Here is a 16,958-nt window from a genome sequence, read left to right as displayed (position 1 = left end):
TGTATTTTCTGTATATTTTAACATTTATTACGCAAAACAAAAAGAAGAGACTATGCCTCTTCTTTTTGTTTTGTTGCATATATTAATTCACATATTTCTTCTCGCTTTTCATTTTCTAAAAGCTCAATGACCTTACTTCCAACGACAACTCCGTCGCATATTGTAACCATTTCTTCTACATGTTCTTTTGTTGAGATGCCGAATCCAGCGACTACTGGTAAGTTGACGTGTGATTTTACTTTTTCTAAGTAACTATGAATCTCCTCTTTAAAGTTTTGACGTACTCCCGTTACGCCCGCTACTGTAACAGCATAAACGAACCCTTCTGATTCACTCGTAATTTTTTCAATTCTTTCAATAGGACTCGTTACGGTAACCAGTGGGATGAGCGCAATGTTTACCTCTCGAAGTAACGGCGCAATAATATTTTGTTCTTCATACGGTAAGTCTGGAACGATGATGCCGTCTACACCTGCTTCTATACAGTTCTCAATGAATCTCTCTTTTCCGAATGCAAGTACCGGATTTAAATATGTCATAAGAACAAAAGGCATTTGTACTTCTTTCCTTACCTCTGCTAACGCTTGAAAAATGCCTTTTAATGTTACGCCGCTATCTAGCGCTCGTTTCCCTGCTCTTTGAATCGTTGGGCCATCTGCAACTGGATCTGAAAACGGAATACCAATTTCAACGATGCTTGCTCCTGCTTCATCAAGAAAACGAATTCTTTCTTTTAATTTTTCAAGGCCACCATCTCCGCCCATTACGTACGGAATAAATGCTTTCTTGCCATTTTCAAACGCTGCTTTAATTTTTTCTACTCCCATTTTTTACACCTCTTCCATATAACGTTTTATACTCTCTACATCTTTATCACCGCGGCCAGATAAACAAATGACAAGCCCTTCATCTTTCTTCATTTGCGGCGCTAATTTTAATGCGTATGCGACAGCATGCGAGCTTTCTAACGCCGGGATAATGCCTTCTTTTTTCGTTAATAATTGAAATGCTTCTAATGCTTCTTCGTCTGTTATCGAATGATAGGAAACGCGGCCAATATCTTTTAGCAAGCTATGTTCTGGACCAACACCTGGATAATCAAGTCCTGCTGAAATAGAGTGTGCTTCTTGAATTTGTCCTTCTTCGTTTTGCAGAAGATACATCATTGATCCGTGGAGAACGCCAACGCTTCCTTTCGTTAAAGTTGCTGCATGCTTTTCTGTATGAACGCCTTTTCCAGCTGCTTCTACGCCGTAAAGAGCAACTTCTTCATCGTGTACGAACGGATAAAACATCCCCATCGCATTACTACCACCGCCAATACAAGCAACGACTGCTTCTGGTAACTTTCCTTCTAACGCCTCATATTGTTTTTTCGTTTCATTTCCAATTACACTTTGGAAATCACGGACAATTTGCGGGAATGGATGTGGTCCGAGAACAGATCCCATAATGTAGTGCGTATCATGCACATGTGAAACCCAGTAACGAAGCGCCTCGTTTACCGCATCTTTTAATGTACCGCTACCTGCCGCTACACTTTCTACTTTCGCTCCGAGTAATTCCATTCGGAACACATTTAATTTTTGACGTCTTACATCTTCTTCTCCCATAAAAATGACGCATTCTAATCCGAGAAGAGCACATACAGTAGCTGTTGCAACTCCGTGTTGTCCAGCTCCTGTTTCAGCGACAACTTTTTTCTTGCCCATTCGCACTGCAAGTAGTGCCTGACCGATTGTATTGTTAATTTTATGAGCTCCTGTATGGTTCAAATCTTCACGTTTTAAATAAATCTTTGCACCACCGCAATACTTCGTCATATTTTCAGCATAATATAGCGGTGTTTCTCTTCCGACGTACGTTTTTAAATAATGATTTAATTCCTTTTGAAATGCTTCATCTTGCATCGCTTCTTTATATGCTTCTTCTAGTTCTAGCACAGATTGCATTAACGTTTCTGGAACATATCGTCCTCCGTATATACCGTAATGTCCTTTTTCATCTGGATATGCGTAGTTCATTTGGAACACTCCTTCGCTTTTATAATAAATTGTTTTATTTTCTCTACATCTTTCTTTCCTTCTGTCTCTACTCCACTGCTCACATCGACCATGTATGGCCGAACAGTTCGAATTGCTTCTTCTATATTAAGAGCGTTTAATCCACCAGCTAATATCGTTTTCTTTCGCAATTCTTTTGGCATATGCCCAAGTAGTTCCCATGAAAATGTCTTTCCATTTCCTCCATGAAACTTTTCTTTCGGGCTATCAAATAATATATAATCCGTTTCATACCTTTGAGCGTTTTTCATATCACTCTCTGAAGTTACTCCTAGCGATTTTATAGACGGAATATTCAATCTTCTAATTTGATAATTGTCTTCATCCCCATGTAGTTGTACATGTGTTAACCCGCACTCATCTGCAATTTTCTGGATCACTTCTACTGATTCATTTACGAAAACACCGATTTTTAACACGTTGGCTGGAAGCTCCTGAATGATTTCTTCCGCTCTCTTTGGAGTGATTTTCCGCTTACTTTCTGCAAAAACAAATCCGAGTGCATCTGCGCCATATTCGCACGCACTTTTCGCTGTTTCCACATCAGTGATGCCGCAAATTTTCACTTTCATATATTCACCTTACAATCTTCAAAAAAACTACTAATAGAAGATGATGTCATAAGTGCCTCTCCAACTAATACACCTTTTGCTCCAGCTCTTTTAACACGGATAATATCTTCTTTTGAATGAATGCCACTCTCACTAATCCAAAATAATTTCTCCTCATTCAATCTTTTTCCAAGCTTTTCAGTTTGGCTTAAATCTACTTCGAACGTTTTTAAATTACGATTATTAATGCCAATAACGTGCGGATTTAATACAATCGCAGTTTCTAATTCCTGTTCATCATGAACTTCAACAATCGCTTCCAATCCTTTTTCTAACACGTAGCTATACAACTCTTTTAACTTCTCTTTCGTTAACGCTGCTACAATTAGTAAAATAATATCTGCTCCCGCTTCATACGCTCTATCGATTTGAATCTTATCAATTATGAAATCTTTACATAAAAGCGGAATGTTACTTTCTTCTCTTGCTGTTTGTAAATCGTGAAACGATCCTTTAAAAAATTGACCATCTGTTAAAACAGATACTGCTCCTGCACCACATTTCTCATATGTTCCCACTTGTTTTCGTACGTCAACGTGTAAATTGATATCTCCTTTTGATGGTGATGCTCGCTTTACTTCTGCAATGACAGTAAACTGCTGTAACGCTTCTACAAGTGAATGTGTCTTTCTTTTTGTTTTTACTGGTGTATATATTTCATATAACTCCGCAACTTCCTTTTTCTTCTGTTCTACAATTTTATCTAAAATCGTCCCCACTTTAGTTCACCCTTTCTAATTTTTCGTTGCTTGCTACAATTAATAAGTTTAATTTGGCTAATGCTTTTCCAGAGTCAATGCTATGTGCCGCGAGTTTAATTCCTTCTTCAATCGTTTCCGTTTTTCCATTTGCGAAAAGAGCTAGACCTGCATTTAATAAAACTGTATCGCGATAAACACTCTTTTCTCCGCTCAATACTTCAAGCGTAATCTTTGCATTTTCTTTTGAATTCCCCCCTCTAATTTCTTCATTTTTCACTCTTGAAAAACCATACTTTTCTGGATCAATACTCATTTCCACTATTTCATTATCTTTTAAAAGGACTACGTGATTTTCCCCTTGTAATGATGCTTCATCTAAAAAACCACTTCCATTTACGACAAGCGCTTGTTTCCGGCCTAACTTTTGTAATACTTGCGCAACTGGTAATAACATATCTCGTTTATAAATACCGACAAATTGTGTTTCTAAATTCACTGGATTTGTTAAAGGACCAATTAAATTAAAGATCGTCGGCACGTTTAACTCTTTTCTTATTTTCATAATGCGCCTTAGTGCTGGATGCATCACTGGTGCAAATAAAAATGCAATGCCCACATGCTCTAGTAAATAATCAATTTCGTTTGGCGTACTACTAATATTTACACCTAGTTCTTCTAATAAGTCTGCACTTCCTGTTTTACTAGAAACAGCACGATTACCATGTTTTGCAACCTTTACACCTGCTCCTGCCAGTACGAATGCTGATGTTGTGCTAATATTAAACGTTTGAGCACCGTCACCACCCGTCCCGCAATTGTCCATTGCTCCTTGTATATGGTTCGAAAACGGCAATGCCTTTTCGCGAAGAGCTCGAACGAGACCGTATATTTCTTCTGCAGTTTCACCTTTCGCTTTCAGTAAGACTAAGAAAGCTGCAATTTCACTTTCTAATATGTTTTCACTTAATAAAAGTAGTCCTGCTTTATACATTTCCTCTTCTGTTAAATGTTGACCCTCCACTAATTTACGAAGATAGTTATTCATACTCTTTCCTCCTCTTTTATTTCTGTTAAAAAGGCACGTATTAACTTTCCGCCTTCTTCTGTTGCGATTGATTCCGGATGAAACTGTAATCCGAAGAGCGGATAATAATTGTGACGGACTGCCATTATCTCTCCGTCGTCCATCGCTGTCGCTAATATGTCAAAACACTCTGGCAAGCTCGTTTGCGCTGCAACAAGGGAATGATAGCGCATTGCCGTTAGCGGCTGTGTAGCGTATGAAAAGATTGACGTTCCGTTATGTTTCACACGCGATGTTTTTCCATGTTTAATACATTCTGCTCTAACAATGTCTCCTCCAAATGCAGCTATGATCGCTTGGTGGCCAAGACAAATCCCTAATATGGGAACGTTCTTATAAAAATGACGGATGACGTTGATACAAATGCCAGCATCCTCTGGTTTTCCTGGTCCTGGTGAAAGTACAATTCCTCTTGGATTCACCTCTTCTAACTGTTCTATCGTTATTTCATCATTTCTTACAACTACAATTTCTTCTTCATGTTCGCCTAACAGTTGATACAAGTTATATGTGAACGAATCGTAATTATCGATAAGTACAATCATTTCATTACCTCCAAAAGCGCTCTCGCTTTATTTAATGTTTCTTCATATTCAGCTACTGGATCTGAATCGTAAACGACTCCTGCTCCTGCCTGAACGTATGCTTTTTCATCCTTTACGACCATCGTTCGAATGGCGAGCGCCATATCAAGATTTCCTGAAAAACTAACGTATCCAACTGCACCAGCGTATACATTTCTTTTTTCATTCTCTAGTTCATTTATAATTTCCATCGCTCTAATTTTCGGAGCTCCAGAAACCGTCCCTGCTGGTAAGCAATACGCTAACGCATCAAATCCGCCCATTTGTTTTTGCAATGTTCCGTAAACTTCGGATACAATGTGCATAACGTGAGAATATTTTTCTACTTTCATATATTTATCTATCGTAACCGAGCCGATTTCACTCACTCTACCAATATCGTTTCGCCCAAGATCTACAAGCATCATATGCTCTGCTCGCTCTTTCTCATTGCCTAACAGTTCTTTTGCGATTTCCTCATCTTCCCTCTTCGTTTTCCCCCTCGGCCTTGTACCAGCAATTGGATTCGTCATCACTTTATCCTCCCTTACTGATAGTAAACTTTCTGGCGAAGAACCGAGTACAACATAATCTTGAAAATCGATATAGAACATATATGGTGATGGATTTGCAATTCGAAGTTTTCGATATAACGCGAATGGATCACCAATACATTCACTTTGTAAACGCTGTGACAGTACAACTTGGAATATGTCTCCCGCTCTTATATATTCTTTCGCCATTTCTACCATCTCACAAAACTCTTTTTCCGTTATAGAAGAAGTGAATGATAATGTGGATGGTATTGCATTTACTTCAGCTTCTTCTCCTTGTAGCACTTCTTCTTTGTATACTCGTAGTCTTTCGTATACTTCCTCATAATTTGCTGAATCATCTTCCCTGCATACATATACAAACGAAAACTTTTGGCGTAAATGATCGTAAACGATAAACTCACGATATAGTAAAAGGTGCACTTCCGGAATATTTAATGGGTCGTGTAAATCCGCTCCAATGTTTTCATACTGCCGAATGACATCATATCCAATATAACCAACTGCTCCTCCGCAAAATGGAAATGGACTGTCTACTTGTGATGGTGCAATTACTTCTTCTAACACTTGTAGTACGTTACCTTGTAACTTTTCTGCCCGGCCGAAAATCGTTCGTTCCACTTCCGTACCAACGCTTTTCACTTCTCCATAAGGATTACATCCTAAGTAAGAATAACGCCCTTTATCTTGATGAAGCTGTGAACTTTCTAATAAGAATTTCTTCTTCCCTTTCATACGTCTATATAAAGAAATTGGCGTAATGCTATCTCCTTCTTCTTCATCGATTACTAAAAATGTCTTTCTCTCTCTTTTTTGTTTTATAAATTCTTCTTTCGTCATCATGTCCTTCACCTCGCTCTGAAAAATAAAAAAGTCCTCTACATATCGAAAATATGTAGAGGACGATAAATATACCGCGGTACCACCTCGTGTTGGATGCAAAAGCATCCCGCTTTGTTCAGGTACAAAATTTATACCTTATCCTTGTAACGGCGGAACCCGGGTTGCCTACTGAATATAATTGTTCAGCATACCTCTCGTAAGCCCATTCCGTATATGGCACCGTACCGGGCTCCCACCTATTCCCGGCTCTCTGTAACGTCTCCAATATACGTACTCTTCTTACTTAAACGATTTCATTTATTTAATTTTTTATACACAAAAAGGGAGTACTCATCCTATAGAAAGGACGGGTACTCCCGTGGTGCCACCTTAATTCGTTACAAATGTAACGCACTTTACCGTATCAAAAACAATACGTGTCTCTTGTATCGATGAGATCATGTCGCCAAAGCCTACTTCTTTCGTTTCGGTTTGGAAGCTCCGAAGCCCATTCCACATCAATTCCATACTGATTCGCACCAACCATCAGCTCTCTGACATGTTCATCATGTGTACTCTTCTTCATCAACGCTTGCATTTTTTTAAGTTGCACTCATTATAGACCTGACTTTTTTCACAAGTCAATACTTTTTTAAAAATTTTATTTTTCTTTCCTTTCAATATTATATTGACAAAACAACCTCTTTTTATGTAAATATAATAAATACTCTATTAAAAATAAGGTTTTTTGTATGAATATTATATATTAAAAAAGTAAAATGACATCAAAAAACGCTTACATTTCTGAAAATTCATATTTCTATATGGATTTTTCAGAATAATCATGATAGATTATAAATATGCATAACGCATCAAAAGATATGACAAAAGGAAGGGGAACTACATGAGTACGCAGATGTTAACTTTAACTTCGATCTCTATCTACATGCTCGGGATGTTAGTAATTGGCTATTTCGCCTACAAACGAACGTCCAACTTAACAGATTATATGCTTGGCGGGCGTACACTAGGCCCCGCAGTAACAGCATTAAGTGCTGGAGCATCCGATATGAGTGGTTGGCTTTTAATGGGATTACCCGGTGCAATGTTTAGCGTTGGATTAAGTAGTAGTTGGATTGCGATCGGCCTAACACTAGGCGCATACGCAAATTGGCTTTATGTCGCTCCTCGCTTACGTACCTACTCAGAAATTGCAAATAACTCTATTACTATCCCAGAATTTTTGGAACACCGTTTCCACGACAAATCTCATATGCTACGTTTAGTATCTGGACTTGTTATTATGATTTTCTTTACTTTCTATGTAGCTTCAGGGTTAGTTTCAGGCGCTGTATTATTTGAAAATTCATTTGGCATGAACTATCATGTTGGATTATTCATTGTAGCAGGCGTTGTTGTAGCTTACACATTATTTGGTGGTTTCTTAGCAGTAAGTTGGACAGACTTCGTGCAAGGAATCATTATGGTAGTTGCTCTTATTCTTGTTCCTATCGTAACAATTATGAATTCGAACGGACTTGGACCTGCATTTGATACAATTCGATCTGTAGATCCAACACGTCTAGATATTTTTAAAGGTGCCTCTACTTTAGGAATGATTTCTCTATTCGCATGGGGCCTTGGTTATGTCGGACAACCTCATATTATCGTACGCTTTATGGCAATCGCTTCTGTAAAAGAACTTAAAAGCGCACGAAGAATTGGTATGAGCTGGATGATTTTCTCTGTTGTCGGAGCTATGTTTACTGGTCTTATTGGTATTGCTTACTATTCACAACAAGAGTTAACATTATCTAACCCAGAAACAATTTTCCTTGAACTTGGGAAAATTTTATTCCACCCACTTATTACTGGATTTTTATTAGCCGCAATTTTAGCAGCGATTATGAGTACAATCTCATCTCAGTTACTCGTTACTTCTAGTGCCGTAACGGAAGACTTATATCGTACATTCTTCAAACGTTCTGCAACTGATAAAGAACTTGTATTTGTCGGTCGTATGGCTGTACTTGTTATTGCATTAGTTGGGTGCGCTTTAGCGTTTAAACAAAATGATACGATTTTAGCTCTTGTTGGATACGCTTGGGCTGGTTTTGGTTCTTCATTCGGACCTGCTATTTTATTAAGCTTATATTGGAAACGTATGACGAAATGGGGCGCGCTTGCTGGTATGATTTCTGGTGCCGCTACTGTTATTATCTGGACTCAATTCAAATTCTTAAAAGATTTCTTATATGAAATGATTCCAGGTTTCGCTATTAGTTTACTAGCCATCGTAATTGTTAGTTTACTAACACAACCTTCAAAAGAAGTTGAAGAGCAATTTGAGGATTTCGAAAAACAACATCGTCATAATTTATAAAAAAATCTCTGCTGTTATCGTAACAGCAGAGATTTTTTACAGTTCGACAATCTTCTTATCAAATTTAACAAATTCTTTATGTTTCGTTAAATTTAACATAACACTACTCCTTTATAGTATGAGTATCAGCACTTATACAGAAAGGGGACTCCAACATGTTAGCAGCTTTCCAGCAACAACAAACACGAAAATTTTCACCTATCACAAATACTTCTGCGTCTTGTTTAAACATGCAACCTAACCCGCCTAAAATTTCAATTGCTCCTTCTGTTATTTCAGTCATCGGTGTTCATATGGAAAAACATAAATTAAAAATAAAAACGGGACAAAACATTGTGTTAGCAGCTTCTACTTTGCCAATACAAGCAACGAATAAAGAGCTTATTTGGTCAAATATGAATTCTGATATCATCACCATATATCCAAAAGGTGACACCGTGACGATTACTGGAAAAAGTGCAGGTAAAGCAGTCGTAATTGTCACAACTGCTGAAGGCAAATTCCGTGACCTATGTGTCATTCACGTACAACCTTATATGACAAACCCAAAGTAAAAGAGTGGCTTCGTAGCCACTCTTTTACTTTGTTTCAATATTTGAGTTTTTACTTTTTACAAGGTTAATAAATTGTTCTTTATTTCTTGGAGAAATAATTTCTGTTTTTATGTGTATCGTAAACAATTTCAAGTCGTTCAAATGATAATGCATGAGCTGCTATTGGATTTTTCGTATTTGAAATTTGTTTTATATCTCGTATAAATATACGTTTTGTAACGAGACCCGATCTAATCGTAATTGTTTCTTTCCCGGCAATATATTTTGCCAAAAATCAACTCCAACTAAACAACATTGCTAATGGAATTGTAAAAAGCAAAAGGAAATATTCTCTCCCTGCAAATATAGGAGCAAAACAGGCGCCTACAACAATAAAAAAAAATTGGATGTAACCATACATCTTTTTTTGATGGAAATTCCATTTTCCTCCCCCTTCTACACCCGTATTTCTATAAAACAAAAAGAGAAGTATCACAACTTCTCTTTTCTCCCCTAACACTATAATTCCTGTGTATACACCGGCTCGTTTACGACATTTTTTGCTGTTCGCTTTTGTTGCTGCAGTAAGAAAACAGATACACCAAACAATACGAGCATGCTACCGATAATTTGCATTGCATTTAATTTTTCTCCAAGTAAGAAGAACGCAAGTATAGATGCTCCAACAGGTTCTCCTAAAATACTCATTGAAATTGTCGTTGCATTTACATAATTTAATAGCCAGTTATTAATTACATGTGACACTGTTGGCACAATTGCAAGTAAAAGAAAAACAGTCCAATCCCACCTCGTATAACCTGTAAAGGGAACTTGTAATATGACATTATAAATCCCCATAAAAAGACCTGCGAACGCAAAGACTGTAAAGCTATAAATCCAGTGCGATACTTTCTTCACTGTCGTTTGCCCGATAAATAAATAACCGACAACTGCTATTACACTTAGAAAGGATAATATGTCACCATAAATTGCTTGCTTACTTAAACCTAAATCTCCCCAACCAATGCACATTACTCCTAAAATAGCGATTCCCATCGTTGCAATGGCTGAATATGTTGTTCTTTCTTTAAATAGAAAAAAACCTCCAACTAAAGATACGATTGGTTGAAGCGCCAAAATAATTGTTGAACTAGCAACTGTTGTATGCTTTAAAGATTCAAACCATAAAAGAAAATGAAGTGCTAAAAAGAAACCAGATCCAATTAAAAAGCCCCAATCTTTCATTTGAATCCTATTAAATTCCTCTCTTTTTTTCCATACGATAGGCAGCATAATAAGTACGATAATCCATAAGCGGTACATACTTAATATTGAAGATGGTGCTGAGGACATCTTTACAAAAACTGCTGCAAAGGAAATGGCAATTATAGAAATAGCCAATGGTAGTGCGATTGATTTTTCTTGTTTCAAATCCTGTCTCCCCTCTCACCTGTCAAAAATCCCACTTCATTATATCCGTTTTCTTTCGTAACTTAAATACTAATTTTTTAGATTCTTCGTACCATTATGGTAAAATAGAAATTAAGGCACCAATTAGTGAATATTTCTTTCCTTTTCACTACAAGCGTCGCTCTTACAATCGTTACAGTAAATTTTTATTTAGGGGGATCTACATGAGTCAAACAATAGGGAGAATTGAAGAAATTTCATTTTATAGCGCATCACTTCAAGAAGATGTTACACTTCTCGTTTATTTACCAGTAAATTACACACCACTGCACAAACATACAGTTGTAATTGCACAAGATGGTAGAGATTATTTTCAGCTCGGTAAAGCGCACCGTGTAATTGAGCGCCTTCGTGAAACCGAAGAAATTGACCGTACAATTATTGTCGGTATTCCATATAAAAATGTACATGATCGTAAAGAAAAATATTTCCCAAATGAAGTGAAAAATGCTGCATATATTCGTTTCCTTGCTCATGAACTTGCACCATATATTGATGAAAATTATCCAACGTATCAAATGGGAAAAGGTCGTGTTTTAATTGGTGATTCTCTTGGCGGAACAGTTTCCTTTATGACTGCACTTATGTATCCGCATACATTCGGTAAAGTCGTTATGCAATCACCATTTGTGGATGAGACAGTGATGAACTTAGCAAAAGAATTCAAAGATCCACAGGCGTTAGAACTGTATCACGTCATCGGTACAGAAGAAACGGCTGTAAAGCGTACTGATGGACAAGTATCTGATTTCGTAGGGCCGAACCGTGAGTTAAATACGCTTCTTACAGATAGAAACTTCATCACGCATTACGAGGAATTTGAAGGCAATCATACTTGGAAATATTGGCAGACTGATTTACCGAAAGCCTTCTCTCATATTCTATCAATGAAATAATAGAGAGCAGTATTCAGAATAATTTGATATAATAGATAAAGAGATTTATTTATCTCAAAATCTAACTAGACTTACAAAGGGAGGAATTGGAACATGAAATTAGGCATTGTAATTTTTCCATCTAAAATGATTCAAGATAAAGCGAACGGATTGCGTAAACGTTATGACCCGCACTACGCATTAGTTCCGCCACATATTACATTGAAAACACCCTTTGAGGCGCAAGATGAACAATTAGAGTCGATTGTAAACGAGTTACATACAATCGCAAGTAAAACGAACCCTTTCACCCTTCATGTTGGGAAAGTTGGTTCTTTCGCACCTGTTAATAACGTCCTTTACTTTAAAGTAGAAAAAACACCTGAACTTACTTTCTTAAATGAAGAAATGCATAGCGGGTTATTCACGCAAGAACGCGAATATGCTTTCGTACCTCATCTAACAATCGGACAAGGCTTATCAGATGCAGAGCATGCTGATGTGTTGGGCCGATTACGTATGAAAGATTTCTATTACGAACAACCAATTGATCGTTTCCATCTTCTATATCAATTAGAAAATGGAACATGGACTGTACACGAAACATTCCGTCTTGGAAAGGGGAACAACTAATTTGCACGCACAGATTGTACAAACGGACGAACAACTAAGAGATGCATTCTCTGTACGTAAACAAGTGTTTGTAAATGAACAACGTGTCTCTGCTGAAGAAGAGTACGATGAGTTTGAAGAAACTTCAACACACGTTGTTATATATGACAATGATGTTCCAGTTGGTGCTGGACGTTTTCGCATCCTTGATGGTATAGGAAAAATGGAACGCATTTGCGTGCTAAATTCCCATCGCAAAAAAGGGATTGGAAAAATTGTTATGGATTCTCTTGAAGCGTATGCAAAGGAAAATTCGCTACCGAAATTGAAACTTCATGCTCAAACACATGCTGAAGATTTCTATAAAAAACTTGGATATGTAACAAGTTCTGATGTATTTATGGAAGCAAATATCCCGCACGTCGTAATGATAAAAGAATTGTAATTTGAAAGCAGGAGGTGACCCCTCCTGTTTTTTTACATTGCTATTTTCTTTTTCTTCCGCTAAAGTTAAATGTTGATGCTATAGTTTTGAAGGTGAACATATGACACAAGAAAAATTTTCACAAAAATCGTTAACACACGCTGATATTCCGCGTGCGACATATCATATTCCGAAAACATCTACCCATTTAATTATGGAAGAAGATGTAGATGCGGCTTATTTCCGCGCTCTAGAACAACAAAATGTTTTTTTAAACGAAAAACAATTAGAAGCTGTGCGCACAACAGAAGGTCCTGTTCTTACACTAGCTGGTGCCGGAAGCGGGAAAACATCTGTTTTAACAACTCGCGTTGGTTATTTAGTAAATGTAAAACAAGTTCATCCACGAAATATTTTATTACTTACATTTACACAAAAAGCAGCTGAAGAAATCCGAAGTCGTGTTGCGAAGTTACCAGGTATGAATCATGCAGCAAGTAGCTACGTTGTTGCTGGTACATTCCACTCTGTTTTCTTAAAATTACTTCGTAGTCAAGGGTATAATCAGCAAATTTTAGCAAATGAAAAACATAAACAAATTATGATAAAGAAAATCTTAAAAGAATTGCGTTTAAAAGACGATTATGATGCGGAAACGATGCTCGCGATGATTTCACTTGAAAAAAACAAATTAAATCGTCCGAAAGATGTAAAAGTGAAAACACCAGTGGAACAAGAATTTAAAGAAGTATATGAACGTTTTGAAGAGGTAAAACAACGATACAATTATATTGATTTCGATGACATCTTATTGGAAACATATTATATGTTAGAAAATAATGCTCCTTTACTAACTCAATTACAACAACGTTTTCACTACATTGAAGTAGATGAGTTTCAAGATACATCCTATGCACAATATGAAATTGTAAAATTGTTAGCCACGCCAAGAAATAATTTGTTCATCGCAGGTGATGATGATCAAGCAATTTATGGCTGGCGAGGGGCAAGTCACCAAATTATTTTATCTTTTCCAAAAGAATTTGATAACACAACAATTATTGCACTAAATACGAATTATCGATCCAATCCCTTTATCGTCGGGCTTGGAAATGAAGTTATAAAATTAAATCAAGAACGTTTTGATAAAGAGCTATACTCCGTTCGTGAGGAAGGTGTACAACCTTTTTATGCAAGACCTGCTACGACTCTTGATGAAGCAAATCAAATTTTACAGCTCATTCAAGAAAAAGTAGATAGCGGTGAACGAAACTATAAAGATTTTTGTTTACTGTATCGCACACATTCTGTAAGTCGTTCGTTACTTGATCAGCTTACCATTCATAAAATCCCGTTTATTAAACACGGGGCGAGCCAATCATTTTATGAACATTCTTTAATTAAGCCTGTATTAGATCATTTAAGACTCGTGATTGAGCCGTTTCGACTAGAATCACTTTCAAACATATTGCCGACGATGTATATCGGACGTGATGATTGTATTTCATTTATTGAACGTGAACAATGGAAATATGGTGAGGGACGCTTCCCTTCTCTTCTTCATTTCTTACTATTAAATCCAAGCTTAAAACCTTTTCAAGTGAAAAAGGTAAATGAGCGCATCGATTTTATTAAGTTTATTAAAGAATTAGAACCGAAAAAAGCATTAAAAGAAATCATTCATGGTAAAGGAAAATATTTAGAGTACTTACAAAGTAACGATCGTTCTTCCTTTACGATGCATAAAGACATACAAGAAGAAATGTTGGAAGAATTAATGGAGTCTGCAACTCGTTTCACCGATATTCCAGCTTATTTACAATTTATCGACGAGGCGATTCAAGGTCAAAAAGAAATGGAAGCATTAAAAACAATGCCGCAAAAAGATGCCGTTTCACTTATGTCAATCCATAACGCAAAAGGCCTTGAATTTCCATGTGTCTTTTTACTTGGAGCGAGTGATGGAATCCTGCCCCATACTTCTTCTTTAAAAGATGCAAATGATCGTATTACGGAAACTTCTGAAGCGCTAGAAGAAGAACGCCGATTACTGTATGTCGCCATTACACGTGCGAAAGAAGAACTTTACATTTCTTCTCCGCAATTTTTCAGAGGAAAGAAATTAGACATATCTCGTTTTTTATATACTGTGCGAAAAGATTTGCCTGAAAAGACATCCACTAAATAAGGTTGTCTTTTTTTATATCACGTTATGTACATCCCTCCTATATAAATTCCTTGTTTTTATCGTGAGAATTAACGTAATATCAGCCATATCCCACTCATATTGTAATAGTGTATGTCAGAACTCACGAGAAGGAGTGAACATAATGAGCTGCAATTGTAACGAAGACCATCATGAACATGATTGTGATTTCAACTGTGTATCTAATGTCGTTCGCTTTATACATGAACTGCAAGAATGTGCAACGACAACATGTGGATCTGGTTGCGAAGTTCCATTTTTAGGAGCACATAACACTGCATCAGTAGCGAATACACGTCCTTTTATTTTATACACAAAAGCCGGAGCACCTTTTGAAGCATTTGCACCATCTTCAAGCCTTACTAGTTGCCGATCTCCAATTTTCCGCGTAGAAAGTATAGATGATGATGACTGTGCTGTATTACGTGTATTAACTGTAGTATTAGGTGATAACTCACCCGTACCACCTACTGATGACCCAATTTGTACATTTTTAGCTGTACCAAATGCAAGATTAGTATCAACCTCCACTTGCATTACTGTTGATTTAAGTTGCTTCTGTGCTATTCAATGCTTACGCGATGTTTCTATTTAAAACTAAATAATGAGTTAAGCATGGATTGGGTGGCAGAGTATTCTGCCACCCAATCCATGCTTAAAGAGTATTCTTATGTAAATTTCTTAAAATTGGGAACTTGTCTAGAACATAGAACCTGTCCTTTTCATTAACTGAAAGTAGAAACAGATAAAGGAGTGAAAAACATGTTCTCTTCTGATTGCGAATTTACTAAAATCGATTGCGAGGCGAAGCCAGCTAGTACATTACCTGCCTTCGGTTTTGCTTTCAACGCGTCTGCACCTCAGTTTGCTTCACTATTTACACCACTATTATTACCTAGCGTAAGTCCAAACCCAAATATTACTGTTCCTGTAATAAATGATACAGTAAGTGTCGGAGATGGCATTCGAATTCTACGAGCTGGTATTTATCAAATCAGTTATACATTAACAATTAGTCTTGATAACGTACCTACTGCACCAGAAGCTGGTCGTTTCTTCTTATCATTAAATACACCAGCTAACATTATTCCTGGATCAGGTACAGCAGTTCGTTCTAACGTTATTGGTACTGGTGAAGTAGACGTATCCAGCGGTGTTATTCTTATTAACTTAAATCCTGGTGACTTAATTCAAATTGTACCAGTTGAGTTAATTGGAACTGTAGACATTCGTGCTGCAGCATTAACAGTTGCACAAATTAGCTAGTAAAAAAGCGGTATTTCTAATACAGAAATACCGCTTTTTATATGTATAATAAAAAACACTCACAATAACATGAGTGTTTCATTCTTCATATTGTTTTATTGTGTTCTTCTTTTTCCCACAATTGCATCCCTTTTTCTTCACAAATCCTTGTTGTTGTAATTGTTCTTGATATGCCTGTTGTTGTGCTTGGTGTTGTTGCTGTATATGATACCACTGCTGCAGGTCATATGAATTTTGCCTTGGATTATTGCTCACAGCAAACATCTCCTCTACTGTCAATTCTGTCTATTTACTATATGAACAACTCTTTATTTCCGTTCCCTCATTCTTTTAAACTCCGCTTTTTCTCGTATTATGAAAATATATTATTCTCCCATAAAATATCCTGTAATTGTTTCAATGATGGCTGCCGCTCCTGCAATAGCTAATAATGCAAGTAACGGTTCCGCAACGATAGGGATCCAATTATATAAGACTAATAAAAAAGCACTAACCCATACACCTGTACACCAATAACAGCTTAACAATTCGCCAATCCACTTTCTTAATCCATTACCTTTCACTTTTGTAAACGTTGATACACTTCCATCCGGCTCCGTAATCTCTAATTCATCAATAAATGGTCTTCGCAAAAAGGCTGTAATTTTATCATAAACAATTAAACGAGTGAGCCTAAAAGCAGCTAACGCAAAAATAAAAAATAAAAGCCAGCTTGTAAACAGCATAATTCCACCTTCCCTTATCCTCTTTCGCCTATTTAAAAAAAAAGGTCTTGAGATTGTGACCAAATC

The 16,958-nt window shown here is 36.9% G+C and carries 18 protein-coding genes, 1 pseudogene and 2 other annotated features; of the genes and pseudogenes, 8 read left to right on the top strand and 11 right to left on the bottom strand.

Translation table 11 applies throughout. The annotated features are described in order from the left end of the window. Positions 1-50: 50 nt before the first annotated feature. The 7 genes from trpA to trpE are packed head-to-tail and all read right to left on the bottom strand — an operon-like array spanning position 51 to position 6,419. Entirely contained in the window at positions 51-827 is a 777-nt protein-coding gene (gene trpA, locus ACTFN4_RS07230) for a tryptophan synthase subunit alpha (protein ID WP_000537825.1), read from the bottom strand. A gap of 3 nt (positions 828-830) precedes the next feature. Then, positions 831-2,024: a tryptophan synthase subunit beta gene (trpB, locus tag ACTFN4_RS07225; RefSeq protein WP_016124290.1), complete on the bottom strand. Its 1,194-nt coding sequence runs from the start codon at positions 2,022-2,024 to the stop codon at positions 831-833. After that, a complete protein-coding gene (locus ACTFN4_RS07220; protein WP_071741040.1) occupies positions 2,021-2,635 on the bottom strand; it encodes a phosphoribosylanthranilate isomerase in 615 nt (204 codons plus the stop codon). Before ACTFN4_RS07220 ends, trpB begins: the two co-directional genes overlap by 4 nt. Then, complete coding sequence (trpC, locus tag ACTFN4_RS07215) at positions 2,632-3,393, bottom strand: indole-3-glycerol phosphate synthase TrpC (protein ID WP_098583321.1); 762 nt, start codon at positions 3,391-3,393, stop codon at positions 2,632-2,634. The genes ACTFN4_RS07220 and trpC overlap by 4 nt, the downstream gene beginning before the upstream one ends. Position 3,394: 1 nt before the next feature. Continuing rightward, on the bottom strand, positions 3,395-4,420 hold the full coding sequence (trpD, locus tag ACTFN4_RS07210; RefSeq protein ID WP_439962180.1) for an anthranilate phosphoribosyltransferase: 1,026 nt from the start codon (positions 4,418-4,420) through the stop codon (positions 3,395-3,397). Beyond that, positions 4,417-5,004, bottom strand: a complete 588-nt coding sequence (locus ACTFN4_RS07205; RefSeq protein ID WP_088345314.1) for an aminodeoxychorismate/anthranilate synthase component II — start codon at positions 5,002-5,004, stop codon at positions 4,417-4,419. The genes trpD and ACTFN4_RS07205 overlap by 4 nt, the downstream gene beginning before the upstream one ends. After that, entirely contained in the window at positions 5,001-6,419 is a 1,419-nt protein-coding gene (gene trpE, locus ACTFN4_RS07200; RefSeq protein WP_439962179.1) for an anthranilate synthase component I, read from the bottom strand. The genes ACTFN4_RS07205 and trpE overlap by 4 nt, the downstream gene beginning before the upstream one ends. Positions 6,420-6,471: 52 nt before the next feature. Then, positions 6,472-6,716: a binding site (T-box leader), on the bottom strand. Positions 6,717-6,758: 42 nt separating this feature from the next. Beyond that, positions 6,759-6,996: a binding site (T-box leader), on the bottom strand. A 306-nt stretch (positions 6,997-7,302) separates the two neighbouring features. Between trpE and putP the strand changes: the two genes are divergently transcribed. Together putP and ACTFN4_RS07190 are read left to right on the top strand one after the other, a co-directional pair. After that, positions 7,303-8,781 (top strand): sodium/proline symporter PutP, encoded by a 1,479-nt coding sequence (gene putP / locus ACTFN4_RS07195; RefSeq protein ID WP_439962178.1) that lies wholly within the window; start codon positions 7,303-7,305, stop codon positions 8,779-8,781. Positions 8,782-8,936: 155 nt separating this feature from the next. Beyond that, positions 8,937-9,335 (top strand): Ig-like domain-containing protein, encoded by a 399-nt coding sequence (locus ACTFN4_RS07190; RefSeq protein ID WP_000878731.1) that lies wholly within the window; start codon positions 8,937-8,939, stop codon positions 9,333-9,335. Positions 9,336-9,359: 24 nt separating this feature from the next. Here ACTFN4_RS07190 and ACTFN4_RS07185 read toward each other — a convergent pair. Further along, positions 9,360-9,757, bottom strand: a pseudogene (locus ACTFN4_RS07185) (PH domain-containing protein). Positions 9,758-9,833: 76 nt separating this feature from the next. After that, entirely contained in the window at positions 9,834-10,745 is a 912-nt protein-coding gene (locus tag ACTFN4_RS07180) for a DMT family transporter (RefSeq protein ID WP_000806943.1), read from the bottom strand. 203 nt (positions 10,746-10,948) lie between these two features. On the opposite strand from ACTFN4_RS07180, the gene ACTFN4_RS07175 reads away from it, so the two are divergent. The 6 genes from ACTFN4_RS07175 to exsF all read left to right on the top strand — a co-directional run bounded on the left by ACTFN4_RS07175 (position 10,949) and on the right by exsF (position 16,167). Beyond that, positions 10,949-11,680, top strand: a complete 732-nt coding sequence (locus tag ACTFN4_RS07175; RefSeq protein ID WP_000084013.1) for an alpha/beta hydrolase — start codon at positions 10,949-10,951, stop codon at positions 11,678-11,680. A gap of 93 nt (positions 11,681-11,773) precedes the next feature. Beyond that, the gene (locus ACTFN4_RS07170) at positions 11,774-12,292 is read left to right on the top strand and encodes a YjcG family protein (RefSeq protein WP_000765863.1); all 519 of its coding nucleotides are present in this window, start codon (positions 11,774-11,776) and stop codon (positions 12,290-12,292) included. Between the two features lies 1 nt (position 12,293). Further along, entirely contained in the window at positions 12,294-12,716 is a 423-nt protein-coding gene (locus ACTFN4_RS07165) for a GNAT family N-acetyltransferase (RefSeq protein WP_000543295.1), read from the top strand. A 100-nt stretch (positions 12,717-12,816) separates the two neighbouring features. After that, positions 12,817-14,883: an ATP-dependent helicase gene (locus tag ACTFN4_RS07160; protein WP_439962177.1), complete on the top strand. Its 2,067-nt coding sequence runs from the start codon at positions 12,817-12,819 to the stop codon at positions 14,881-14,883. 142 nt (positions 14,884-15,025) lie between these two features. Then, positions 15,026-15,496 carry a spore coat protein CotY gene (gene cotY, locus ACTFN4_RS07155; protein WP_011109914.1) on the top strand — a complete coding sequence of 157 codons (471 nt, stop codon included), beginning with the start codon at positions 15,026-15,028 and terminating at the stop codon, positions 15,494-15,496. 167 nt (positions 15,497-15,663) lie between these two features. Continuing rightward, positions 15,664-16,167 carry an exosporium protein ExsF gene (exsF, locus tag ACTFN4_RS07150; protein ID WP_000492942.1) on the top strand — a complete coding sequence of 168 codons (504 nt, stop codon included), beginning with the start codon at positions 15,664-15,666 and terminating at the stop codon, positions 16,165-16,167. A gap of 78 nt (positions 16,168-16,245) precedes the next feature. Here the strand turns inward: exsF and ACTFN4_RS07145 are convergent, their stop codons facing one another. Together ACTFN4_RS07145 and ACTFN4_RS07140 are read right to left on the bottom strand one after the other, a co-directional pair. Beyond that, entirely contained in the window at positions 16,246-16,431 is a 186-nt protein-coding gene (locus ACTFN4_RS07145) for a hypothetical protein (protein WP_029948404.1), read from the bottom strand. Between the two features lie 101 nt (positions 16,432-16,532). After that, positions 16,533-16,892 (bottom strand): DUF1360 domain-containing protein, encoded by a 360-nt coding sequence (locus tag ACTFN4_RS07140; RefSeq protein ID WP_000899664.1) that lies wholly within the window; start codon positions 16,890-16,892, stop codon positions 16,533-16,535. Between the last annotated feature and the right edge of the window lie 66 nt (positions 16,893-16,958).

The sequence above is a fragment of the Bacillus cereus group sp. MYBK95-2 genome (genome assembly GCF_051915225.1).
Taxonomy (GTDB): Bacteria; Bacillota; Bacilli; order Bacillales; family Bacillaceae_G; genus Bacillus_A; species Bacillus_A cereus.
The sequence above is the reverse complement of the archived record's forward strand: the minus strand, read 5'-3'. Positions and strand labels throughout refer to the sequence as shown.